Here is a 21,923-nt window from a genome sequence, read left to right as displayed (position 1 = left end):
GGACCACCAGTAGGATCCACCCCGTGATCACAACTGAGCGGAGAGCAGACGAACGTCACGTCGATGCTGACTGGTCAGGGTGTTCCTGACCAGTCCGCGTTTTCCTCACCAGTCGAGTACCGGTCATCGAATCGGACAGCCCTGGCACTCCCAGGCACCTACTCGAGTAAACTATAGTAGCCACTGCAAGTCACTGCACACCTGATCGCCAGATGACTCGGCGATCAGTGTGTAACTAGTTGCAGTTGTTACTATAGTACCGGCGTTCGGACGGTCGCGAAACAGACGACAGGCTGTACAACCATAGCTCGCACCCTCAAACCACACAATCCACACGCCTAAACCACCACACCAACTCGCACAACATATGCGAACGCCAGCACAAAACGCACATCTGGCGCTGCTGCTCGAGGTCGCCAGCACGCCGAAACCCGGCAACGTCGACCGACACCGCGACCTTGAGGACCTCCGGTTCGAGCACTTTCTCGCCGGCGCGGTCGGCTCACAGCATGGTCTCGAGCTGGCCGCCGACGGCGCAGCCATCGGCCCTGCCTTCGAGCGAGCGGTTGCCGGCATGGCCAAACAGGAAGGCGACAACACCCAGTTCGGCGCACTCCTCTTGCTCACACCGCTCGTCCGCGCTGCGGTGACCGACCTCTCTCAACCCGCCGACCTCTCCCAATCCACCGACCCCTCCCAATCCGCCGTCGAGTCGGTCGTCGATGAAACGACCGTCGCAGACGCCGCGGCGTTCTACCGCGCGTTCGAACACGTCGATGTCCACGTTGCCGACCCGCCCGCAGACATGGCCCCGCTCGACGTTCGCCGCGGGAGTGACGCTATCCCAGCACTCGAGAAGCGCGGGCTGACGCTGGTCGACGTGATGGAGCAGAGCGTGCCCGGCGACGACGTCGCTCGCGAGTGGGTAACCGGCTTCGAGCGGTCGTTCACCGCAGCGGAACGGCTCGCGAGCGCCGACGGGCCGCTACCCGACCGCGCCGCAGCGGTGTTTCTCTCGTTGCTCGCAGAGCGTCCTGACACGCTGGTCGCGACCAAGCACGGCGAAGGCGTTGCACGGGAGGTCACCGACCGGGCGAGCGAGTTGGCAGCGCAGGATGCACTCAGCACGGACCGGGACGCAGTCGAGGTATTTGCCGACGACCTCGTCAACCGCGGGATCAATCCGGGGACGACGGCGGACATCACCGCGGCCGCACTGTTCATCGCACTCGAGTCCGAACTGGTTTCAGTATGAGCGGTGAGCGCGATGGTCGCGACGGTGCGAGCGAGAGTGAGCGGGAAGACGAAGCAGCTGCTGGCCCAGAGACGACAGCGTGGCCAGTCAGCCTTACCGGCGTCACCGAGTCCGTGGTCACCACGCTCGGACCGAACGGACTGTGGAACGCAGCGGCACTTGGGTTGTTCGCGGGGGGAGACGAGGAGCAGCCCATATCAGAAACCGCCACAATCACCGCCCGAACCTGGGGCAACACCCGCACCCGACGCAACTTCCACCGCCAGGGCGAGGGCTACGTCCAGTTCGTCGACGATCCCGTCGCCTTCACCGACGCCGCACTCACCATCGACGAACACGAGGAGCCGGTCCTCGACGCAGCCGCCGCCTGGGTCCGTGTCGAAGTCACTCAGTTCGACGCTGGCACCGAGAACGGAACCGACTGGGAAGCCTGGACGCTCGAACCCGTCGACGCCGCCGTCGTGCGCGAAACCGTTCCCACTATCGACCGCGGCTTCGGTGCCGTCATCGAGGCCACCGTTGCAGCCTCTCGGCTCGGCGTCCCCGGCTACGACGACGCCGAACTCCGAGAGCGACTCGCGTTCTTCGCCGACGTCGTCGACCGCGCCGGTGACTCCCGAGACCGGACGGCACTCGAGTTGGTTCGAGCGTATTCAGAGTGGTGAGCCGGAGGTGAGCCGGGGGTGGGTACGAGGTGACGGATCGACCGGTCTTTCGACGGATCTCGAAACAGTACGGAGAAAACGCAAGAGAAAGGGATTAAGAGCCTCTGGACGGAACCTCCCTGTATGGCAATCAAACCGGCCTACGTCAAGAAGACCGGGAACCTCCTCCTGGAGCGGTACCCGGATGCGTTCACGACCGATTTCGAACAGAACAAAGACAGCGTCGACAAGCTCACGAACGTCGAGTCCAAGGGCGTTCGTAACCGCATTGCGGGCTACGTGACGCGGAAGAAGGGCGCACAGGTTCCTGCATAATCCGTCGCATTCTTGCGTTCGATTCGAGTACGGTGAGCGGTTGTGCTCGGCTGACCGGTAGTAGTGTTACAGAAGGTACAGGTGAAAGCCCACGGCTTCAGCCGTGTGGAGGATGTCAAGTGGAGGCGTTACCACTGTTTTCCAGAACTGGCCGCATAGGGAGTTAGCAGGAAGCGGGCGATGGCTCTCGACACATTCGGCGCTCTCAAAGCTCTCAACAGGAGAGACTCCCAGCGCTAGCGTGGTAAGCAGGAGAAGAACAGAATCGCTGCCGTGCGATCGTGTCGTGCCGTGCGGCGTTACTGATCGAAGCCAGGTTCCATGTAGAACGCGGCGACGAACGCAACGAGCGCGACGAACAACACGAACATCCCTCCCGCGACGCCCGTCACGAGGTTGAGTTCGGTGCCGATGACGGCGAGTTCGGCCGCTTCCTCTGCCCTGGCTGCCTGGTAGCCGGTCCAGATCATCAACACGCCGAGTAGCGTACAGACGGCTGCAACGACGGTCGCGCCGATGCTAAACGGCGTCTTCTGGATCCCTGGCTCGCGCGAGGTGTTCGTCGCCTCGGTCATCGTGACCACTCCGATTGTGCGACACGCCCAACGGATCGGGTCTGTCGAAGGTTCATCGGTCGTTCAATGCGGCCCCGTTTTCTTAATTTCTTCTATGGACGCGCGGCGACCCCCACGCTGGGTGGTCGACCATCCACAGCCCATGCCACTCATCAGCACGAGAGAATTGAACAGATGTCAACAAATACTGCCGTTAACGGCTGTGCGATGAAAATCCAAACGGTTTTGCGGCCACGACACTCAGTGACACAAAATGGCAGTACGAGTAGGCGTACTCGGCGCAACTGGCGCCGTTGGACAACGACTGATTCAGCTTCTCGAGCCGCATCCCGACTTCGATATCGCCGCCCTGACCGCGAGCGATTCGAGTGCTGGCAAGACGTACCGACAGGCTGCAAAGTGGCGCGTCGACAGCCCAATCCCCGGAGATATCGGGGAGATGACTGTCACCGCGACCGACCCTGACGAGGTCCCCGACGACGTTGACCTCCTGTTTTCCTCACTGCCGTCGAGTATCGGCTCGGAAGTCGAACCGGCCTTCTGTGAGGCCGGTTACGTCGTCTCTTCGAACTCTTCGAACAGCCGGATGGCCGAGGACGTGCCGCTTGTCATCCCAGAGATTAACGCCGACCACCTCGACCTGCTCGAGGTCCAGCGCGACGAGCGCGGCTGGGACGGCGCCCTGGTCAAGAACCCGAACTGCTCGACGATTACGTTCGTCCCGACGCTCGCCGCGATCGCGGAGTACGGCCTCGAAAAGGTCCACGTTTCGACCCTGCAGGCCGTCTCCGGCGCGGGCTACGACGGCGTCTCATCGATGGAAATCATCGACAACGCCATCCCCTACATCGGCAGCGAAGAGGACAAACTCGAGACGGAGTCCCGCAAACTCCTCGGTGAGTTCGACGGTGCGGAACTCTCGCACAACGAGATGTCCGTCTCGGCGTCGTGTAACCGCATCCCGACGATCGACGGCCACCTCGAGAACGTCTGGGTGGAGACCGAAGACGAACTCACGCCGGCCGACGCCGCCGAGGCAATGCGTGCGTTCCCGTCGCTCGACCTGCGCTCCTCGCCGGAGCCGCTCATCCATGTCTTCGACGAACCGGACCGACCACAGCCGCGCATGGACCGTACCGTCGGCGGTGGCATGGCAATCGCAGCGGGCGGCCTGCAGGAGACGCCGTTCGGCCTCCAGTACAACTGCCTCGCACACAACACGATCCGCGGCGCTGCGGGCGCAAGTGTACTGAACGGTGAACTGCTACTCGAGAACGGCTACCTGTAGCAGCACCGAGCGCTAACACCGCCTTTTTACTCCAGTAGTAGTTCCAGTTTACCTCATTGATTTGGCGCGCGACACAAGGGGGCAGCGCCCGCAGTATCGAATATGCTCCCAGTGATCTCCGATCCTGAATCGCTCTCGACACCTGCTGATGCTGCTGACGCTGCGGCGACTGACGCCGTCTTCGATCTGCTCTCGGACTGGCGCCGCCGCGCTGTGCTCCGGTATCTCGACAGACTCGAGAACACGGACCCAGTCCCGCTCTCGGATGTTGCAGATCACGTCGTTCTCGAGGACGACGGACAGGACAGCGGCCCCCTCGCCGCGACCGGCGATGCGCTGCTCGGAACACGCAAGCGGATCCACATCTCACTTCGTCACACGCACGTTCCAAAGTTAGCTGACGCCGGTGCACTCGAGTTCGATCCAGAAACGAACACCGTGGCACTTTGCGAGACGGGCGAAGAACTGGTCTCGCAACTCCAGAACGAGCGACAGGGCCGTGGTGGAGACAGTGGTGGCGATAGCGATAGTGACGGTGACAGCGACGAAGACGCCGTTCCCGAAGCAATGACCTGAGCAGTCAGATCGAGGCCAGCCAACCACCAACGGGTGTCAATTATTAGTCTGTAGTCACCTGTGGCAAGGCAACGGCCGGAATGGTTCCCTCTTTGACAAGGCGGCGCGCGACATCGCCCGTCAGGAGTTCTGCGATTCGGTTTCCTTTTCGTGCAGTAAAGACGACTGCGTCTGCATCGTGCTCGCCCGCTGCGTCAAAAATTGTTTTGACAATGTCTGTTCCGAACAGCGTCTCGGACTCGATCGTCGCGGGAGAGTCGACGAGCGGCTTGCGCGCCTCCTCGAAGATTTCGTTGGCGTACTCCTTTCGCTGCTCCATCGGTGCCTTGTCGATCGTCCCGCCTCCCTTCTCGATGACGTTCACCAGAACAACTCGACTGTCCGTATCGAGATGCGGGGTGAGTGCTTCGGCCGTGCGCTTGCCATCCTTGGGGTCTGCCGCTGGGACGAGTACCGTCCCGTCGAACGTGAGCGTCATCGAGATCCCTCCGGTACCGACTGCACACTCCTCGGCACACACATCGCCTCTCCGACATCAAATTCGAGTACCATGCCTGAACTTCGGGATAGAGTACCAAAAAAGTGTACGCGGCCACCGAGTTCACGGGAAGACGAGCGTCTCTCGTGCTGGCACTCGGACGCCGCAGTCAGAAACCCGGGTTTCGAACTGCCGATACCGACTCGAGTGCCAGCGGCTCAGGTCAGGGACGAACCTGATTGACGAGTTCGTCCTCGCTGTTCTCGAGTCGCTCGACGTTTTCCGCAACGATATCGGCCAGTCGGTCGTAGTACTGCGGCGTGTGTCCCGCGTTGTGCGGCGTAATCTGGACGTTATCGAACGTCCAGAGCGGGTGGTCCTCCGGAAGCGGTTCGGGATCGGTGACGTCGAGCGACGCACCACGGATGCGCCCACTCCGAAGCGCACTGACGAGCGCGTCCGTGTCGACGACGGGACCGCGCGCGATATTGACCAGGACAGCCTCGGGGCCGAGCGTCGTCAACGCCTCGCGGTCGATCAGCCCGCGCGTCGTCTCCGTGAGCGGACACGCCAGCACGAGGTAGTCCGTTCTGGCGAGTGCGTCCTGAAACGCCTCTCCCTCGAAGCCGATGACCTCGTCCGTCGGTCCGCCCTTCTCGGGCGAGTATCGAACGCCAATCGTCTCGACACCGAACGGTTCCAGTCGCTCACAGACCGCCTGTCCAATGGCACCGAGGCCGACGACGGTCACCGTCGAGCCCTGCAGTTCGTACGCCCTGTAGTGGCGCCACTCCCGCCGACGCTGTCGCCGATTCCCAACGTGGAACCGGCGAGTGAATCGCAGAATCGCCCCCAGCACGTGCTCGCCGATGTTCGGACCGTGGACACCCGACGCGTTCGTCACCGTCACACCACGCTCGTCGAGTTCGTCGAGCGGCAGGTGTCCCGTTCCCGCGTACGCGCAGGCGAACGTCTCGAGTTTGTCGGCGGACTCGAGTAGCTCTTCGCCAAACGTCATGCCGGTGACGAAGCTGGCAGACTGGATCGCCTCGCGTTCCGCAGCGGGGGTGCGCGCGAGCTCAACTGTATGCTCCGGGAGCCGGTCACGGATGGCGTCGACATACTGTTCGACCGGCGTTCCGTGAGTTCCTTTCCGGAGGACGAGCACGTCTGGGTCTGTCACTGGCGGTTCTGTAGCAGACTCGGTATACTCGTCGTCTGCATCGTTCGATGGCATGTACGTGGCCTCACGTGGTGCGGGCAAAAACGTTGGTCTCACGGTGAGATAGGCAGAGATCGTACACGGGCCGGTCGATCTCGGCCAGTGCGTATTTCGGGGGACTCCCTTCCAGGGAGGAAATACAGGTACTTTAATACGGGCCACTGACTCCACACGGAGTATGGAACGCGTTGAGGTCGCGGTCGTCGGTGGCGGACCCGCGGGTGCCACCGCGGCCGAACGGGCCGCTGCACACGGAGCCGAGACGGTCCTCTTCGAGCAGGGAGTCCCCCGCAAGGACCGCGAGGAACTCGGGCCGGACTCGACGGACGCCGCCGGCATGCTCGACTACTGGATCGATATCATGGACTTCGACTACGAGGAAATCCCGGACGAGATTATCCACCGGGAACTCGAGTCCACCGAGTTCGTCGGACCGAATAGTGCCGTCGAACTCACCACGACAGGAATGGATGCCAGCTACTCAAAGTTTGGCTACACGTTCCACCGCGCGCGGATGGACGACTGGCTCTACGAGCGCGCAACCGACGCCGGCGCAGACCTGCGCGTCGGCACCGGCGTCTCAGATCTCGAGACCAATCTCCGAGCCGATAGTCCGAAGGGACCAACCCACACCCTGACGCTCTCGGACGGCAATCAACTCGAAGCGCAGTATGTCATCCTCGCCGACGGCCCACAGCGCCGGATTACACTCGGGGCCCTCGATCAATTCACCCCGCCGGGGCGCAGCATCTCGGACCAGCTCTCACCGCCGGAAGCAAACCACATCGCCTACCAGGAGTACCGAGAATTCCCGCCCGAACTGTTCGAGGAGTTCAAAGATACCCTCACGTTCTGGTGGGGATACATGCCGGGCGAAACCGCCTATCCGTGGGTCTTCCCCAACGACGGCACAGTCGCCCGCGTTGGCCTGACCATGCCCATCGGCATGCGCCTCGAAGACGTCGATAATCCCGGTGCCTACGCGCTGCTCGACCCCGAAGACGACCGGCTTCCCTCCGGTTCCGAGTACATCACGCGACTGCTGGAACTCGAGTACGGTGACGAGTACGACATCGAGGAGGACATCCCGATCGTCGAGGGTCGCGGCAAGTCGAAGGGAACCGAGACGTACCCAATCTCATCGACACGACCGATCGACTCACCCGTCGGCGCGAACATCGCCGTCGCCGGCGGTGCCATGGGGGCGACCTCGGCCTTCCACGAGGGCGGCTATCACGTCGCCGTTCGCACCGGCAAGATCGCCGGTCGACTCGCTGCGACTGATTCCCTCGAAAACTACAACGATATCTGGAAGCGCGCTATCGGCGACGAAATCCTGCGTAACGTCTCGTTCGCAGACATCGTCGAAGACTACGAACCGGACGACTGGGACTGGGCGTTCGATGTCATCAATGACATGCAAAGTGATGGGGGCGAGAACACCCTGATCAATCGTACCTACTCTGCCGGCATCGGCGCGACGAAGATCCTCGCGGCATACAAAAAGCGGAAGTTCAACTACCGGAACGGGAAGTACATCCAGTTCAACGAAGCCGATTACATGTACTGATCCACGCGGGTGCAGTGTCTCCTCGGACACCGGCATCGAGAATCAGACACAATCATTCTCCCGGATCACCAGCAGCCGTTCAGTGGCGGGTACAGCGTCGCCTCGCGCAACCTCGCCGGCAACCTCTACGCGAACGTGATAGCCAAAGTCACCGGCCGTACCCTCACAACGCAACGCTGCGCGTACAATACGCCCGGGGACGAGTAACCCTCGCAACTCAGCGCTCTGGACGAACCGAAATACCATCGAAACGTCCGACGCGGTTTCTACCAACAGGAGTGAAACTGTTAAACGGACCACGCTCCTAGGATGATTGCGTGCCTTTAGTCCCCGGCCGAGCACACCCATTCGGGAGCGATGACAGCACGGCGAACCCGGGCGCGCAACATGTGATCCACCCGGCACGAGGGTTAGCCAGCCGACGCGGCATGCCGCCACGGGATGAGGCTGGACGTTAGTGTTCCGGGTGACAGTTTTCGTTCCTGTACTGGACAGTGCTATCACCGTACTATAGCTCAGCGCAACTGATGTCGACAGCAAGACGGAGGTATAACACTACTGATAGTACGATCAACCGTCAGTGAAACTGGTCCAATGTGATGGGCCATCCCGTCGTATGCCCCAGAGAAGTTTTTGAATCCCGATGGTGAATCGACGGTATGATAGATGAGGGCACACCCACTGCGTTCGATGTCGTCGTCGTTGGTGGCGGCCCCGCGGGACTGAGTACGGCACTGTACTGTACACGACTCGGAAACCGGACTGCACTCATCGACAAAGGGGGTGGCCGCGCCGCCATGATGCAGGACGTACACAACGTCGTCGGTATTCCGGAGGCAATGAACGGCGCGAAACTCCTCTCGACTGGGAAAGAACAACTCGAAGCCTACGGTTGTACCGTCTATCAGGACACTATTTCATCTTGTTCACGTTCAGAATCGGACTCCACTGCCGAGACAGCAGAACAGGAACAACGCGACACAACTGACGACAGTGATTCACCACCACCGAAAATCACACTTTGTGGCACTGATACCGACTACGTCGCAGAATACGTCGTTGTCGCCACCGGATTCACTGATGTGAGACCCGAACCACCGCTGCCTTGGACTGGGCGCGGTCTGCACTACTGTTTACACTGTGATGCCTACATGTTCACCGACGAACCCGTCTACGTCATGGGGACGTCCGAAAGCGCCGCCTACGTCGCTGCGATCATGCTCAATTTCACAGTCGATGTCGATCTGCTCACTCGCGGCGAGGACCCGACCTGGAGCGGCGAAACCGACACGATGCTTTCGAACCATCCAATCGAAATCGTCCACGAGGAAGTCACCGGCGTGGAGAACGGCGATGACGGCTGGCTGGACTCGATGACGTTCGAAGATGGAACCGTTCGCGAATACACAGGGGGATTTGCGGTGTATGGCTCGGACTACAACAACGGGTTGGCCACAGAACTCGGCTGCGACCTCAACGACGACGGAACGGTCGTCGTCGACGAACATGGCCGAACGTCGGTCGAAAACGTCTACGCAGTCGGGGATCTCACACCGGGTCACAACCAAGTACCAATCGCGCTTGGTGAGGGTGCAAAAGCTGGTATCTCGATCCACTGGGACCGCCGCGAGTTTCCACGTGACCCAGGGCTTATCGACGAACTGGGAACAGTCCGGAAGGAAGACGTACCAGGAATCCCCGACGAGTTACTCGAGCGAGCGGTCGAATATCACACCTACAACTGAGCACTGGAGCGCATGATCCCACGTCTTTGCTGCACCCGACGTAGTCAGTGAGAAACTAGTCTTCCGAAACTGGTTCGGAAACCGATTCGGAACCACTGCCGAACATGAGCGGACTCTGAGTACTCCGTGAGTCGTCTTCAATTGCACGTGCCTGTGCAACAGTACTCCGGAGCGCATCGAATTTAGATGTGACACGGATATCACTGTCAACGTACTCTACGATGCCGTGTTCCGCGAGTTGCGGGAGGTGATTGTGATGGAGAGCGATTCGGATCGACTCAGGAGCGACATCCGACTCCCACTCGGAGATTTCCTCGACGAGTTCGTCGAGGCTTGCGTCTTCGTTATTCAGAAAGTAGTATAAAGCGTATCGCCGCTGGGACGTAGACAGGAGTCCATAAGCTGTATCGAGCCATGATCCACCGGAATCTGACATGACCAAATCGTACCAGACACAGTTGAATAAGGTTCGCTCCAAAAGGATTTGGTCCACTTATCAACCAGTCAGTTCACGTTTAATAATACAGACTACCACACTCTAATTACGAAGTATGTCATTTGGAGTCGGTCTGTGCACGTTACTCAAGGCACTACCCAGACTGCAACCTGACCGAAGGGAAACGGAGCTACGCGGTTCTTTACCGGGCAGAAATGCAAAACGCCCCGCAGAGTTGGCACTCTGCAGGGCGTAAGTATGGAGTATGAGTAGGGGCGGCGAATCGGCTCTCCCAGAGGGTCTCCCACTCCAGTACTCACCAATACGCAGGCAGGCTTATCTTCCGTGTTCGGGATGGGTACGGGAGGAACCCCGCCGCGATGGCCGCCTTAACGCTGATCCACGGAATCGAACCGTGACTATCTGACACCAGTCTCAGTGGTCTCTTCAGACCGTGTTGTACGTGTAGTCCAGTTTGCGTCCGGACCCGTTCTCGCGTCACGGATCCAATGCGATATGTATGAATGTGTGGCTTGGCCGATTAGTGCTCGCGGGCTCAACGCCTCGTTGCCTTGGCGCGTACACCCCGAGTCTATCGATCTCGTCTTCTACGAGTGGCCTCGGTGGCTCCTCTTTTCCAGGTGGGTTTCGAGCTTAGATGCGTTCAGCTCTTACCCCGTGGTGCGTGGCTGCCCGGCACGTGCTCTTTCGAACAGCCGGTACACCAGTGGCACCCATTCGTAGTTCCTCTCGTACTATACGAACGTTCCCGTCAGGAACCATAACACCCCCAATAGATAGCAGCCGACCTGTCTCACGACGGTCTAAACCCAGCTCACGACCTCCTTTAATAGGCGAACAACCTCACCCTTGCCCGCTTCTGCACGGGCAGGATGGAGGGAACCGACATCGAGGTAGCAAGCCACCCGGTCGATATGTGCTCTTGCGGGTGACGACTCTGTTATCCCTAAGGTAGCTTTTTTGTCAGCAATTGGCCGCATCAAGCAGCCTAATTGGTTCGCTAGACCACGCTTTCGCGTCAGCGTCCGTCGTTGTGCCGGACACTGTCAGACTTCCGTATGCTCTTGCGCTCTTTCCCGCGTCTCCGACGCGGGTGAGGAAATCTTGGGGCGCGCCCGATATCTTTTCAGGCGCGTACCGCCCCAGTCAAACTGCCCGGCTACCAGTGTCCTCCGCCAGGAGTGAGAGTCGCAGTCACCATCGGGTAGTATTTCAATGCTGGCTCGGTGGCCCGCTAGCGCGGGTACCTGTGTAACGCCTCCTACCTATGCTGCACAATGGCGACCACGTCTCAGTGACAGCCTGCAGTAAAGCTCTATAGGGTCTTCGCTTCCCCTTGGGGGTCTCCAGACTCCGCACTGGAACGTACAGTTCACCGGGCCCAACGTTGGGACAGTGGCGCTCTCGTTGATCCATTCATGCAAGCCGCTACTGAAGCGGCAAGGTACTACGCTACCTTAAGAGGGTCATAGTTACCCCCGCCGTTAACGGGTCCTTCGTCCCCTTGTAAGGGGTGTTCAGATACCCGCACTGGGCAGGATTCAGTGACCGTACGAGTCCTTGCGGATTTGCGGTCACCTATGTTGTTACTAGACAGTCGGAGCGCCCGAGTCACTGCGACCTGCCTCTTTCCGAGGCAGGCATCCCTTATTGCGAACGTACGGGACTAACTTGCCGAATTCCCTAACGTCGGTTGCTCCCGACAGACCTTGGCTTTCGCCGCCATGAGTACCTGTGTCGGATCTCGGTACGGACAGTATGCTCGTCTTTTCACGGGCTCTGGGTTGACCCAGCTTGCGTTATCCAGCCATTCGATCGCTTCGTGCCATTACGGCTTCCACGCTCTTCGACTGTTCAACTGGGCGAAGGCCCAGCCTGGGTGGCCCCAAAGCGTCAACTTTTATTGCATACCGGCATAGGAATATTAACCTATTTCCCTGTTGTCTGCTTCGACTTACGGGCAGACTTAGGACCGGCTAACCCTCAGCTGATTAGCATTGCTGAGGAACCCTTACTCGTTCGGCCGTCGGGGGTCTAACCCGACTAACGCTGCTACTATGACCAGGATTTTCGTTACTGAACGGTCCACACGAATTCTCATCCGTGCTTCCACCCGAACAGAACGCCAACCTACGCGATTACCCTGTCAGGGGTACGGCTCGGTCTCGGTGGTGGATTTGAGCCCCGATCATTTTGGGCGCCTCAAACCTCGGCCGGTAAGCTGTTACGCTTTTCTTAGAGGGTAGCTGCTTCTAAGCTCACCTCCCGGCTGTCTAGGGCTTGAGACCACCTTCGATCGCACTTAATCCACACTTTGGGACCTTAACCCAGCTCTGGGTTGTCTCCCTTACGGTACACAGGCTTACCCCGTGCACCGGACTCCCTGCGTCGAACGACGTTCATAGGTTCGGAGTTGGACAGGGGGGCGCACTCCTCTCGGAGTGCGGTCCCCCAATCCGTCGCTCTACCCCATGAACTATCTCGGCAGAGGTGATGCTTCGACATCTTTCGGTTGGAACCAGCTGTTTCCGGATTCGATGGGCCTTTCACCCCTAGACGTAGGTCACGTGAGGGTATTGTAGGACACCAACACTAACAGGCCTCCACGTGCCTTTCGGCACGCTTCACCTTGCCCACGTCTAGATCATCCAGTTTCGGGTCGTGCCCGATTGACTCCCCGCGCTTGAACACGGCGGCCCTCGTCGTAAGACTGCGGCCATGTCGGTTTCCCTACGCCTTCCTCGATTCTCGAGTTAGACTCGTCAATCAGGCACACTCCCTGGTTCGTTTTTCAAAACGTACGACAGAACATCGGCTTCCGTCGATTCCTACTAGAGACTCGCGTCTCGGTCGTTACTCGGCGGACCTTGTATGCTCTGTCGCTCTATCGCCAACTGATTTCACGCCCTATTGCACCTCCCTTTGTGGGGTGCTTTTCAGCGTTCGTTCACACTACTTGTTCGCTATCGGTCTTGAGGAGTGTTTAGTCTTCCCAGTCGATGCCTGGGATATTCACGAGGGATATCCAACCCCCGATACTCTGGAGCTGACTCGTCTCTTACTCGTCGACAGTACGGGACTGTCACCCTGTCTCGTGCTCTGTTCCAAGAGACTTCGTGTCGAGTTTCGGAGAGTGATCGTCAGTCCGAACACCACATTGCCCGAAGGCTTCGGTTTGGACTGTATCGCGTTCCTTCGCCAGTACTAACGACATCACATTACGTTTTCTTTTCCTGCCGATACTGAGATGTTTCAGTTCTCGGCGTTCCCCATTGCGCGAAGCAATTGCGGTGGGGATTCCCATTCGGAAATCCTCAGTTCTTTCCCTCCGTGCGGGTCCCTGAGGCTTATCGCAGCTTGGCACGTCCGTCTTCAGCTCTCAAGCCGAGCGATCCACCAGCTGGCACAGTAGCCACGTTCATCGGATCGGCGCTACACCAGAAGTGTAGCATATCGTGACCCGGGAACGGGTCCAGTGGACGCCTGGACTACACGTACACACGGTCTCATCTGCACGCCAGTAGACGGCTGGCCTGCATTGACCCTTCCCACTCACGCTTACGCGGAGTGGTGCATCGGTTCGTGCGCCGCGATCTCAAAGAGACCGTGACGCGATATGGACCCACTGGGATTTGAACCCAGGGCATCCTCCTTGCAAAGGAGGCACTCTCCCACTGAGCTATGGGCCCACCCCTCCAAACTGGAGGGAACGAAGCGTTAGCCTTGGTAGTTCAAAGGTGCCCGTTCGGTTCGGCGGGTGGGTGGTGTAACCGAACGTGGACTGAAAGGTGGGCTGGGGCGTCGCCCCAGTCCCGATCTGTGGAGGTGATCCAGCCGCAGATTCCCCTACGGCTACCTTGTTACGACTTAAGCCCCCTTGCGGAGCCCAGATTCGACCCGGAAACCGGGCCTCATCCGGACCCCACTCGGGTGCTTTGACGGGCGGTGTGTGCAAGGAGCAGGGACGTATTCACCGCGCCCTTCTGAGGCGCGATTACTACCGAATCCAGCTTCATGAGGGCGAGTTTCAGCCCTCAATCCGAACTACGACCACGTTTCGGAGATTAGCGTCGCCTTTCGGCGTTGCATCCCACTGTCGTGGCCATTGTAGCCCGCGTGTCGCCCAGCACATTCGGGGCATACTGACCTACCGTTGCCCGTTCCTTCCTCCAGTTTGGCACTGGCAGTCCTCCTAATGTACCCAACCACCACAAGGGTGTTGCTGGCAATTAGGAGTGCGGGTCTCGCTCGTTGCCTGACTTAACAGGACGCCTCACGGTACGAGCTGACGGCGGCCATGCACCTCCTCTCAATGGCTCAGGTAAGCTCATCACACTGACCGTCACTGCACATTGTCGATGCTGGTGAGATGTCCGGCGTTGAGTCCAATTAAACCGCAGGCTCCTCCGGTTGTAGTGCTCCCCCGCCAATTCCTTTAAGTTTCATCCTTGCGGACGTACTTCCCAGGCGGTCTGCTTCACGGCTTCCCTACGGCACAACACAGGCTCGTAGCCTGTGTCACACCTAGCAGACATCGTTTACAGCTCGGACTACCCGGGTATCTAATCCGGTTCGTGACCCGAGCTTTCGTCCCTCACCGTCGGATCCGTCTTCCAGAGGCGCTTTCGCCACCGGTGGTCCGTCCAGGATTACGGGATTTCACTCCTACCCCAGACGTACCCCTCTGGTCTTCCGGTCCCAAGCCACACAGTTTCCACCGGACGCCTCTCCGTTAAGCGAAGAGATTTCCCGATAGACTTGCGCGGCCAGCTACGGACGCTTTAGGCCCAATAACAGCGGTCATCACTCGTGCTGCCGGTATTACCGCGGCGGCTGGCACCGGTCTTGCCCAGCACTTATTCCGCGACCACCTTACGGTCGCAAAAAGCGAGGACTATATGCCCTCGCACTTGGAGTCCCCTTATCGCACTGGCGTGCAGTGTAAAGGTTTCGCGCCTGCTGCGCCCCGTAGGGCCCGGTATCTTGTCTCAGATACCGTCTCCGGGCTCTTGCTCTCACAACCCGTACCGATTACTGGCACGGTGGGCCGTTACCCCACCGTCTACCTAATCGGCCGCAGCCACATCCTATGGCGCCGGAGCATTTCGGACTCTCTCCACTCCAGGATGAGAGTCGTATTCCAGATTAGCCTCAGTTTCCCGAGGTTGTCTGGATCCATAGGGTAGTTTGGCCACGTGTTACTGAGCTATCTGCTACGAGTCTAAACTCGTACAACTAGCATGGCTAAATCGGACTCCAATAGCAATGACCTCCGGCAGGATCAACCGGAATGGTCTCCCCAGCGCAAGGCTGGGGGGTTGGCGGTGAATGCTAATGTCTCGTGCACTCACACATGGGTCCACGTTCGGTGACCAACCACGATCGTGAACCGATCGGGCGTCACCGAACTACCAAGGCTAACATCAGATCCCATCTGTACGGCGGACCGCAGGGGTAGGATCCTCATTTCCTTCGGACGTATTCGTAGGCCGTCTGGGGTACTTAACCCCTTCGAACCCAAATCGTCCGACGACGAAGCGAGTGAACGCTTCGTCAGTCACGCATTTCTTTGCAATCGTATCCAAATCCTCGTATGTACTTAAGGGCGTCGTCTCGCACTGCCGGATGACCGGCAGTGACATAGACGACATCGATGCCCAAGTGTCACCTCCCGAAAGGGAGAGAGACGGGGAGTGGATACAATTCCTACCTCCGTGCCGGGAAACGGCCAGAGGGAACGTGGCGGCGTGCGCCACGTCGTTCGCATTAATGACGAGGAGAGGGTTACTATATAAGACCGTCGTCTCAATCGACGTCTGAACCACGTTGGTCATTGACGGGGAGTGATGGCTCGAGAGGGCGGTCATTTCCCGTTATCACAACGTACACATCCTGTTCCTCCCGTAATAGACCAGTACTGTACTATCCAACAGGACTAAACGAGATGGAGTGTGACCGACACGATTTAGCGCTCGTGGACACGTAGCAGAGAGTATGGATCAATCAGGGTTCGTCAAACTCTCTATCATCGCGCTCGCGCTCGTGATTCTGAGTTTCTTCGTTCGCGGATTCAGCCAACTTCTCCTCGGACGTGGTATCGCGGAGATGCTCCAGGCTCCCCTCGCAATTATCGGGTTTACACTGCTTGTATACCTTTTCGTGCGTGCGACACTGGATGCAGTCGGGATCTGGACAGTCGAAAATCCGGAACAAGATTCAGAGACGAATCCGGAAGGCGACACGTAGACTACACCATAACCAAACAAATCGATCCACGAATAGCTCTCCACAAGTGTTGCGCGTACGCGGGGAAGGAAACGGTTTTTCGACTGCCAACCCAACGCAGATACATGACAACCGACGTGCGCGAAATAGCTGATCTCGGTCCGGACGACCGGGTTGCTTTTTTCGAGCGAGATGCGGGGATTGAGAGCGTTCGCGGGGATGTACGAGAGATTGTCGACCGCGTCCGCGAGGAGGGAGACGTCGCTATCCGTGAGTTCACAAGTGAGTTCGACGGTGTCGAAGTGGGAAACCTCGAGATAACGGACGAGTGTGAGCGCGCGTACGACGAGCTTGATCCGGACCTCCGCGAAGCAATCGAAACCGCAGCGGCCAACGTCAAAGAGTTCCACGAAGCGCAGATTCCTGAGGACTGGCGACGCGAGTTCAGCAACGGACGTGAACTGGGTCGACGATTCCGACCGATCGATCGCGTTGGCGTCTATGTCCCCGGCGGGGAAGCAGCATATCCGTCGAGTGCGATCATGGGAGTCGTCCCGGCGGTCGTCGCAGGCGTTGAGCACGTCTCCGTTGTAACGCCGCCAGCGGATGAACTGAACCCAGCGACACTCGCGGCAATCCACATCGCGGGTGCAGACGCAGTCTATAGTGTCGGGGGCGCACAGGCAATTGCGGCTCTCGCTTACGGAAGCGAATCCATCACGCGTGTCCAGAAGGTAGTCGGGCCGGGGAACAAGTGGGTCACCGCAGCCAAGGCAGCGGTCCGCGGTGACGTCGAAATCGACTTTTTGGCCGGTCCGAGCGAAATCGTCGTCGTCGCCGACGAGACTGCCGATCCCACTCTCGTCGCAGCTGAGTTAGTTGCGCAGGCGGAACACGATCCAAACGCTTCGGTCGTCGCCGTGACTGATGACGCAGACACGGCAACGGCAATCGCCGACGCCGTCGGCGAGCAAGCCAACGCGAGCGAGCGCGAAGATGTAATTCGTCAGGCACTCGAGAACGATGCCAGTGGCGTCCTTCTGGCACGCTCGATGAGCGAGGCCATTCTGTTCACGGAGGAGTACGCGCCAGAGCATCTCTCGATCATTGCGGACGACGACGAGTCACTGCTCGAGCGCATCGATAGCGCAGGAAGCGTCTTCCTGGGTCCTGAAACACCAGTCGCGGCCGGCGATTACGCCAGTGGGACGAATCACGTTCTACCGACGAACGGCGGTGCACGCGTGACTGGTGGACTCTCCGTCGAGACGTTCCTTCGGTCGACGACAGTGCAGCGCCTCTCGTCGGACGGGCTCAATGAACTCGGCGAGACGATCACGACGCTCGCGGACGCCGAGGGACTCGACGCACACGCCAACAGCGTGCGGGTACGTCTGGATCGGAGCGGAGCGGAGACGGTCGACGACTCGTAGTCAGAGCCTACACCGTTTGCACGACCCGGCTACTCCCCAGCCTGGTTTTACGTAGCTGCGTCTCACAGTTGAGTATGATGCAACCGCGTGAGGTCGATCCGACCGACGGGCGGGTTCTCGAGCGGAACTACGATTACGCGCAGCGAAACGTTCGACTCCTCGCGATGTGGTACGAGTGTGACGTCGAACGGATGCTCGAGTTGCTCGCGGAACACGACATCGAACTCTCACGGAACGATCGACTCGAGTTCGGGTCGTACTACCGCGCTGCCAGGCGGGCGAGTGTACAGTGAGGTACGAGTGTCGGGGTTGGAACGCGTCCGCCGGTATAGTGTCGTGCAGTGTCTGGTGTTCCGGGGGCGTCAAGGTTAACATCGTCGCCCGGGAATGAGTGCATATGAGCACGGACAGTATGGATGGCGGACAGGCGGAGACGCGCCCGGAGATTGAAATCACCGAGAGTGCCGCAGAACAGGCGCTTTCGTTGCTCGACAGCGAGGGAATGGACGCGAACGAAGCCGGGCTGCGCCTGTTCGTTCAGCAGGGCGGATGTGCGGGGCTCTCCTACGGGATGCGCTTCGACGACGCGCCAGACGAGGACGACACGATTTACGAACACCACGACCTTCGCGTGTTCGTCGATCCGGCGAGTCTGAAATATATCGAGGGAAGTATCCTCGATTACGAGAGTGGACTGCAGGCGGAGGGATTCCACGTCGAGAACCCGAACGTCGTGAGTGAGTGTGGCTGTGGCGAGTCGTTCCGGACGTAACTCGAGGAGGAGTACCCACCGCGATACGTCCGTCGTCCGTCTGTTTTGTTTTTCAGTCCTGTGGATGGTACTGTGGCCTGTGTCGAGTTTTGATGGGGGCTGGAGGCTTAGTCTTCGAGTTTGAACGCAACGGTGACCTCAGCCTGATACTCGCGATTGTCTGCAGTCGCGACCTCGACGCCCAGTTCGTCGACCTCTGCCCACTGGACGTTCTGGAGCGTCTCTTCTGCGCGGTCGATTGCGTTGTCCGCTGCGTCGTCGAAGCTTTCCGAGCTGGTGCCGATAAGGGTGATCTTCTTGAAAACCATTGCGGCAGTCACTACCTGACACGGGAGCATAAAGATACGCGGTCAGTGTATCGTTGTGGGAACGACGACACGAAAGACAGCGTTGTGGGAACGACGACACGAAAGACAGCGTTGTGGGAACGACGACACGAAAGACAGCGTTGTGGGAACGACGACACGAAAGACAGCGTTGTGGGAACGACGGCACGAAAGACAGGGGAGGCGTGAACGTTTTTGAGGGAGCCGATACCACGTCTATCTATGCCAACCGCTGACGATTCGAGTGAGTCGGTCGATGTGTCGACAATCAGCGAGTTAACGCCGCCGGATCGAACACTGATGGGACCCGGTCCAAGCGAGGTGCACCCGCGCGTGTTGCAGGCGATGAGCACGCCGCTAGTCGGCCATCTCGACCCGTCGTTCGTCGAGATTATGGACGAGGTGCAGGAACTGCTTCGCTACACCTTCCGGACGGATAATCAGTGGACGATTCCCGTCTCTGGAACCGGTTCGGCTGCAATGGAGGCCGCAATCGGGAATCTCGTCGAGCCAGGCGACACCATGCTCGTGCCGACGAACGGCTACTTCGGCGGCCGAATGGCCTCGATGGCACGCCGGGCTGGCGGTGAGGTTGTCGAAGTCGACGCGCCCTGGGGCGAACCACTCGAGCCAGCCACCGTTTCCGACGCGGTAGCCGAACACGAACCCGACGTCTTTGGCTTCGTTCACGCGGAGACGAGTACAGGCGTGCTCCAGCCGAACGTCCCAGAGCTGACTGCGGCCGCGCACGACCACGATGCGCTCGTCATCGCCGATACCGTCACCTCGATCGGTGGCGTCGAACTCCGCGTCGACGAGTGGGATATCGACGTCGCGTACGCGGGGCCCCAGAAGTGTCTCTCCTGTCCACCGGGCGCGAGTCCGCTCACGCTCTCGGACGAGGCGATGGAGAAGGTCCTCTCGCGTGAGGAGGACCCGCGCTCGTGGTATCTCGACCTCTCGTTGCTCGAGGGCTACTGGGGCGACGAACGTGCCTACCACCACACCGCGCCGATCACGAACGTCTACGCGATTCGGGAGGCGTTGCGACTCGTCGCCGAGGAAGGAATCGAAGAACGCTGGGCGCGCCACGAGCGACTCGCCGGCGCGCTGAAAGCCGGTGTCGAGGGGATGGGACTCGAGATGAACGCGCCGGACGAGTTCTGGCTGCCAAGCCTCAACGCGGTCCGCGTTCCGGACGGGATCGACGACGGCGAGGTCTGTTCTGAACTCATCGAACGCTACGATCTCGAGATCGCGAGCGGTCTCGGCGACCTCGAGGGAGAGATCTTCCGGATCGGCTGTATGGGGTACTCCGCCCGGCCCGAGAACGTGATCTACGTCGTGACGGCACTCGGCGACGTACTCGAGTCCCTCGGTGCGTCGGTGGACACGGGTGCGGGTGTGTCGGCGGTGCGACGGGCGCTCTCTGAGTGAGTGGAGTGATCGGCGGTGATCGGGGTACTCTGAGTGAGTGGAGTGAGCAAGGTGCTGTGACCACTATACGTGGAGGACAGGCGGGCCGATCGCTCACGGCCGTAGAAATGGTGAAAATGGGTCGGAATGTGGCGGTGAGTGTGGGTGCGGTGCGGGCTGGACGGGACTCGACGGGACGCGAGTCAGGCGGAGACGCGCGGTCCCGGTGGGGCGCGTTCGACCTGATAGTCGTCCCCGTCGACGGCGATGATGGCCCACTCGTAGCTGGGGTTTGTGCTAAGAAGCTGGTTTTCGAGATCGGCTGCGTCCTCGGGGTGGGCGACGAAACAGTGGAACTGTTCGGTCGACGATGAGGACGGAAGTTCGGCGTTCTCGAAGACTGTGTTTACGTGGACGACTTTCCACGCGCGTTCGGCCCGAAACTCGGGGCCGGTTCCTTCGACGGTGTATCCAAGCTCGGCGAAGATCGACCTGGCCTGCTCGACGAGTCGCATGTTAACAGGACCCATTCGTATCGAGGTACGTCACCCAGTAGCATAAATGTTGGTACGAATCCCAAATTCGGGTTCGACGAGACAAATGCAATCGCAATACAGTGTTTTGTTGACAATCAGTCTCCAGTCACGGAGCGACAAGGCGGTAATAGTCAATTAGCAAAACGAGAGATTACGGCGAGAACGGACGGGGATAGTGTGGGGACACGACGAGAGGCGGAATCAGCCGCCCTATTCGTGTGCTGCGTCCCACTCCGTGGGTTTCCGGAAGTTCCCACACTGGTTGCACTTGATCCGGCCCATGGAGTCCATCGCGTTGTCGACATCCTCGCAGTTCGTACAGAACCACCCATAGCGGCTGTCAGCGTCGCTCGTTTCGTAAACGACGAGGAAAGGGCCCTTCGACCCCGTATCGCCGTCTGTTTGCGAGATGAAGACGGTGTCGCCGTCCTCGGTGACGATCGATCGCATACTGTGGGGTATTCACGCGCTCGGTAAATGACTGTCTGTCCCGGCGACACCCGTCGGCAGTCGCCATCGCGTGAGTATGATGGGCTTACCCATACGAGAGTAGCACTAACTGAAACCTTTACCCGCGCGGGAATCGTTCGATGCTGTAATGGCGCTTGTCGTGGTTCCCGTTCGATATCCACTGACGAAACACTCGCGGCGGACACTCGAGGAGGCAATCGAGATCGCCCGCGAGCGCGATGCGGCGATCACGGTTCTACATGTGGACCTCTATCAGAACGGGAAGAAAGTAACGAGAATCGATCTAAAAAACGCGGTCGAGCGATCGATCGGGCCAATCGAGAACGCCCGGTACGTCGTCCGAACCGGGTTCCTCGTCGAAGAGAGTATTCTCGACGAGGTTGCGGCCGAGGATGCTGATATCGTCGTTATCGGCAGCCAGCAGGCGAGTCGCCTGCGTCGCATCTTCCGTCGGTTGACGGACAATCCGGATATCGACCGCTATCTGCGAACACACCTCGACTGCGAGGTCGTCACTGTCGAAAGCGCGCACGCGTAGTGGGCAAGGACTGACGACAGACAGGACCGTTTCTTATTCTTTCATCATCGGAACCGCTAC

At 59.5% G+C, this 21,923-nt stretch carries 20 protein-coding genes, 1 tRNA gene, 3 rRNA genes and 1 pseudogene; 14 read left to right on the top strand and 11 right to left on the bottom strand.

Going from position 1 to position 21,923, the window contains the following annotated elements; all coding sequences use genetic code 11:
• The first annotated feature begins 367 nt into the window (after nucleotides 1-367).
• The 3 genes from NMAG_RS00210 (at nucleotide 368) to NMAG_RS00200 (ending at nucleotide 2,235) form a co-directional block, all read left to right on the top strand.
• On the top strand, nucleotides 368-1,255 hold the full coding sequence (locus tag NMAG_RS00210) for a triphosphoribosyl-dephospho-CoA synthase (RefSeq protein WP_004267026.1): 888 nt from the start codon (nucleotides 368-370) through the stop codon (nucleotides 1,253-1,255).
• Nucleotides 1,252-1,920, top strand: coding sequence for a DUF447 domain-containing protein (locus NMAG_RS00205; RefSeq protein ID WP_004267025.1), 669 nt, complete (start codon nucleotides 1,252-1,254; stop codon nucleotides 1,918-1,920). The genes NMAG_RS00210 and NMAG_RS00205 overlap by 4 nt, the downstream gene beginning before the upstream one ends.
• A gap of 123 nt (nucleotides 1,921-2,043) precedes the next feature.
• The gene (locus NMAG_RS00200; protein ID WP_004267024.1) at nucleotides 2,044-2,235 is read left to right on the top strand and encodes a 30S ribosomal protein S17e; all 192 of its coding nucleotides are present in this window, start codon (nucleotides 2,044-2,046) and stop codon (nucleotides 2,233-2,235) included.
• 299 nt (nucleotides 2,236-2,534) lie between these two features.
• Here the strand turns inward: NMAG_RS00200 and NMAG_RS00195 are convergent, their stop codons facing one another.
• Nucleotides 2,535-2,810, bottom strand: coding sequence for a hypothetical protein (locus tag NMAG_RS00195; protein ID WP_012996290.1), 276 nt, complete (start codon nucleotides 2,808-2,810; stop codon nucleotides 2,535-2,537).
• A 253-nt stretch (nucleotides 2,811-3,063) separates the two neighbouring features.
• Here NMAG_RS00195 and asd point away from each other — a divergent pair, with 253 nt between their 5' ends.
• Entirely contained in the window at nucleotides 3,064-4,098 is a 1,035-nt protein-coding gene (gene asd, locus NMAG_RS00190) for an aspartate-semialdehyde dehydrogenase (RefSeq protein WP_004267022.1), read from the top strand.
• Nucleotides 4,099-4,200: 102 nt separating this feature from the next.
• A complete protein-coding gene (locus NMAG_RS00185) occupies nucleotides 4,201-4,674 on the top strand; it encodes a DUF7344 domain-containing protein (protein ID WP_004267021.1) in 474 nt (157 codons plus the stop codon).
• 43 nt (nucleotides 4,675-4,717) lie between these two features.
• Here NMAG_RS00185 and NMAG_RS00180 read toward each other — a convergent pair whose 3' ends face one another.
• Both NMAG_RS00180 and NMAG_RS00175 read right to left on the bottom strand, forming a co-directional pair.
• Complete coding sequence (locus NMAG_RS00180) at nucleotides 4,718-5,152, bottom strand: universal stress protein (RefSeq protein ID WP_012996289.1); 435 nt, start codon at nucleotides 5,150-5,152, stop codon at nucleotides 4,718-4,720.
• Between the two features lie 223 nt (nucleotides 5,153-5,375).
• Nucleotides 5,376-6,389, bottom strand: a complete 1,014-nt coding sequence (locus NMAG_RS00175) for a D-2-hydroxyacid dehydrogenase (RefSeq protein ID WP_004267019.1) — start codon at nucleotides 6,387-6,389, stop codon at nucleotides 5,376-5,378.
• A 163-nt stretch (nucleotides 6,390-6,552) separates the two neighbouring features.
• On the opposite strand from NMAG_RS00175, the gene NMAG_RS00170 reads away from it, so the two are divergent.
• From NMAG_RS00170 to NMAG_RS00160, 3 genes and pseudogenes are all read left to right on the top strand, one after another.
• Nucleotides 6,553-7,944, top strand: coding sequence for an NAD(P)/FAD-dependent oxidoreductase (locus NMAG_RS00170; protein WP_004267018.1), 1,392 nt, complete (start codon nucleotides 6,553-6,555; stop codon nucleotides 7,942-7,944).
• Nucleotides 7,945-8,019: 75 nt separating this feature from the next.
• A pseudogene (locus NMAG_RS22330) lies at nucleotides 8,020-8,142 on the top strand (manganese catalase family protein); the annotation flags it as partial.
• Nucleotides 8,143-8,603: 461 nt separating this feature from the next.
• Nucleotides 8,604-9,689: an NAD(P)/FAD-dependent oxidoreductase gene (locus tag NMAG_RS00160; RefSeq protein WP_004267016.1), complete on the top strand. Its 1,086-nt coding sequence runs from the start codon at nucleotides 8,604-8,606 to the stop codon at nucleotides 9,687-9,689.
• 55 nt (nucleotides 9,690-9,744) lie between these two features.
• Here the strand turns inward: NMAG_RS00160 and NMAG_RS00155 are convergent, their stop codons facing one another.
• The 5 genes from NMAG_RS00155 to NMAG_RS00135 form a co-directional block, all read right to left on the bottom strand.
• The gene (locus NMAG_RS00155) at nucleotides 9,745-10,125 is read right to left on the bottom strand and encodes a DUF7344 domain-containing protein (RefSeq protein ID WP_004267015.1); all 381 of its coding nucleotides are present in this window, start codon (nucleotides 10,123-10,125) and stop codon (nucleotides 9,745-9,747) included.
• A 270-nt stretch (nucleotides 10,126-10,395) separates the two neighbouring features.
• Nucleotides 10,396-10,517: ribosomal RNA gene (rrf, locus tag NMAG_RS00150) — 5S ribosomal RNA — on the bottom strand.
• 131 nt (nucleotides 10,518-10,648) lie between these two features.
• Nucleotides 10,649-13,567 (bottom strand): 23S ribosomal RNA (locus tag NMAG_RS00145).
• A gap of 196 nt (nucleotides 13,568-13,763) precedes the next feature.
• Nucleotides 13,764-13,835: transfer RNA gene (locus NMAG_RS00140), tRNA-Ala, on the bottom strand.
• 131 nt (nucleotides 13,836-13,966) lie between these two features.
• Nucleotides 13,967-15,438: ribosomal RNA gene (locus NMAG_RS00135) — 16S ribosomal RNA — on the bottom strand.
• Together the 16S, 23S and 5S rRNA genes with 1 tRNA gene alongside form the textbook arrangement of a ribosomal RNA operon.
• A gap of 702 nt (nucleotides 15,439-16,140) precedes the next feature.
• Between NMAG_RS00135 and NMAG_RS00125 the strand changes: the two genes are divergently transcribed.
• The 4 genes from NMAG_RS00125 to NMAG_RS00110 all read left to right on the top strand — a co-directional run bounded on the left by NMAG_RS00125 (nucleotide 16,141) and on the right by NMAG_RS00110 (nucleotide 18,576).
• The gene (locus NMAG_RS00125; RefSeq protein ID WP_004215753.1) at nucleotides 16,141-16,392 is read left to right on the top strand and encodes a hypothetical protein; all 252 of its coding nucleotides are present in this window, start codon (nucleotides 16,141-16,143) and stop codon (nucleotides 16,390-16,392) included.
• Between the two features lie 104 nt (nucleotides 16,393-16,496).
• Nucleotides 16,497-17,804, top strand: a complete 1,308-nt coding sequence (gene hisD / locus NMAG_RS00120) for a histidinol dehydrogenase (protein ID WP_004215757.1) — start codon at nucleotides 16,497-16,499, stop codon at nucleotides 17,802-17,804.
• 77 nt (nucleotides 17,805-17,881) lie between these two features.
• Nucleotides 17,882-18,097 (top strand): hypothetical protein, encoded by a 216-nt coding sequence (locus NMAG_RS00115; RefSeq protein ID WP_049916334.1) that lies wholly within the window; start codon nucleotides 17,882-17,884, stop codon nucleotides 18,095-18,097.
• A 104-nt stretch (nucleotides 18,098-18,201) separates the two neighbouring features.
• On the top strand, nucleotides 18,202-18,576 hold the full coding sequence (locus tag NMAG_RS00110; protein WP_012996287.1) for a HesB/IscA family protein: 375 nt from the start codon (nucleotides 18,202-18,204) through the stop codon (nucleotides 18,574-18,576).
• Nucleotides 18,577-18,683: 107 nt separating this feature from the next.
• Here the strand turns inward: NMAG_RS00110 and NMAG_RS00105 are convergent, their stop codons facing one another.
• The gene (locus NMAG_RS00105) at nucleotides 18,684-18,884 is read right to left on the bottom strand and encodes a dodecin (protein WP_004215760.1); all 201 of its coding nucleotides are present in this window, start codon (nucleotides 18,882-18,884) and stop codon (nucleotides 18,684-18,686) included.
• 240 nt (nucleotides 18,885-19,124) lie between these two features.
• Here NMAG_RS00105 and NMAG_RS00100 point away from each other — a divergent pair, with 240 nt between their 5' ends.
• Entirely contained in the window at nucleotides 19,125-20,339 is a 1,215-nt protein-coding gene (locus NMAG_RS00100) for a pyridoxal-phosphate-dependent aminotransferase family protein (protein ID WP_004215761.1), read from the top strand.
• Between the two features lie 182 nt (nucleotides 20,340-20,521).
• On the opposite strand, the gene NMAG_RS00095 is transcribed toward NMAG_RS00100, so the two are convergent.
• Complete coding sequence (locus NMAG_RS00095) at nucleotides 20,522-20,833, bottom strand: DUF7116 family protein (protein WP_004215762.1); 312 nt, start codon at nucleotides 20,831-20,833, stop codon at nucleotides 20,522-20,524.
• Between the two features lie 231 nt (nucleotides 20,834-21,064).
• A complete protein-coding gene (locus NMAG_RS00090; RefSeq protein ID WP_004215763.1) occupies nucleotides 21,065-21,304 on the bottom strand; it encodes a DUF5816 domain-containing protein in 240 nt (79 codons plus the stop codon).
• A gap of 148 nt (nucleotides 21,305-21,452) precedes the next feature.
• Here NMAG_RS00090 and NMAG_RS00085 point away from each other — a divergent pair, with 148 nt between their 5' ends.
• A complete protein-coding gene (locus tag NMAG_RS00085) occupies nucleotides 21,453-21,863 on the top strand; it encodes a universal stress protein (protein WP_004215764.1) in 411 nt (136 codons plus the stop codon).
• Nucleotides 21,864-21,923 lie beyond the last annotated feature (60 nt).

It is taken from the genome of Natrialba magadii ATCC 43099 (genome assembly GCF_000025625.1).
Lineage (GTDB): Archaea > Halobacteriota > Halobacteria > Halobacteriales > Natrialbaceae > Natrialba > Natrialba magadii.
This window is presented reverse-complemented; position numbering and strand designations above follow the sequence as displayed.

Bases quoted from the DNA above. Each gene is read 5' to 3' on its own strand.
- NMAG_RS00085 (WP_004215764.1), top strand. From the start codon at position 21,453: ATGGCGCTTGTCGTGGTTCCCGTTCGATATCCACTGACGAAACACTCG.
- NMAG_RS00115 (WP_049916334.1), top strand. From the start codon at position 17,882: ATGCAACCGCGTGAGGTCGATCCGACCGACGGGCGGGTTCTCGAGCGG.
- NMAG_RS00110 (WP_012996287.1), top strand. From the start codon at position 18,202: ATGAGCACGGACAGTATGGATGGCGGACAGGCGGAGACGCGCCCGGAG.
- NMAG_RS00210 (WP_004267026.1), top strand. From the start codon at position 368: ATGCGAACGCCAGCACAAAACGCACATCTGGCGCTGCTGCTCGAGGTC.
- NMAG_RS00205 (WP_004267025.1), top strand. From the start codon at position 1,252: ATGAGCGGTGAGCGCGATGGTCGCGACGGTGCGAGCGAGAGTGAGCGG.
- NMAG_RS00095 (WP_004215762.1), bottom strand. From the start codon at position 20,833: ATGCGACTCGTCGAGCAGGCCAGGTCGATCTTCGCCGAGCTTGGATAC.
- NMAG_RS00175 (WP_004267019.1), bottom strand. From the start codon at position 6,389: ATGCCATCGAACGATGCAGACGACGAGTATACCGAGTCTGCTACAGAA.
- hisD (WP_004215757.1), top strand. From the start codon at position 16,497: ATGACAACCGACGTGCGCGAAATAGCTGATCTCGGTCCGGACGACCGG.
- NMAG_RS00100 (WP_004215761.1), top strand. From the start codon at position 19,125: ATGCCAACCGCTGACGATTCGAGTGAGTCGGTCGATGTGTCGACAATC.
- NMAG_RS00185 (WP_004267021.1), top strand. From the start codon at position 4,201: ATGCTCCCAGTGATCTCCGATCCTGAATCGCTCTCGACACCTGCTGAT.
- NMAG_RS00105 (WP_004215760.1), bottom strand. From the start codon at position 18,884: ATGGTTTTCAAGAAGATCACCCTTATCGGCACCAGCTCGGAAAGCTTC.
- NMAG_RS00090 (WP_004215763.1), bottom strand. From the start codon at position 21,304: ATGCGATCGATCGTCACCGAGGACGGCGACACCGTCTTCATCTCGCAA.
- NMAG_RS00155 (WP_004267015.1), bottom strand. From the start codon at position 10,125: ATGTCAGATTCCGGTGGATCATGGCTCGATACAGCTTATGGACTCCTG.
- NMAG_RS00200 (WP_004267024.1), top strand. From the start codon at position 2,044: ATGGCAATCAAACCGGCCTACGTCAAGAAGACCGGGAACCTCCTCCTG.
- asd (WP_004267022.1), top strand. From the start codon at position 3,064: ATGGCAGTACGAGTAGGCGTACTCGGCGCAACTGGCGCCGTTGGACAA.
- NMAG_RS00125 (WP_004215753.1), top strand. From the start codon at position 16,141: ATGGATCAATCAGGGTTCGTCAAACTCTCTATCATCGCGCTCGCGCTC.
- NMAG_RS00180 (WP_012996289.1), bottom strand. From the start codon at position 5,152: ATGACGCTCACGTTCGACGGGACGGTACTCGTCCCAGCGGCAGACCCC.
- NMAG_RS00160 (WP_004267016.1), top strand. From the start codon at position 8,604: ATGATAGATGAGGGCACACCCACTGCGTTCGATGTCGTCGTCGTTGGT.
- NMAG_RS00195 (WP_012996290.1), bottom strand. From the start codon at position 2,810: ATGACCGAGGCGACGAACACCTCGCGCGAGCCAGGGATCCAGAAGACG.
- NMAG_RS00170 (WP_004267018.1), top strand. From the start codon at position 6,553: ATGGAACGCGTTGAGGTCGCGGTCGTCGGTGGCGGACCCGCGGGTGCC.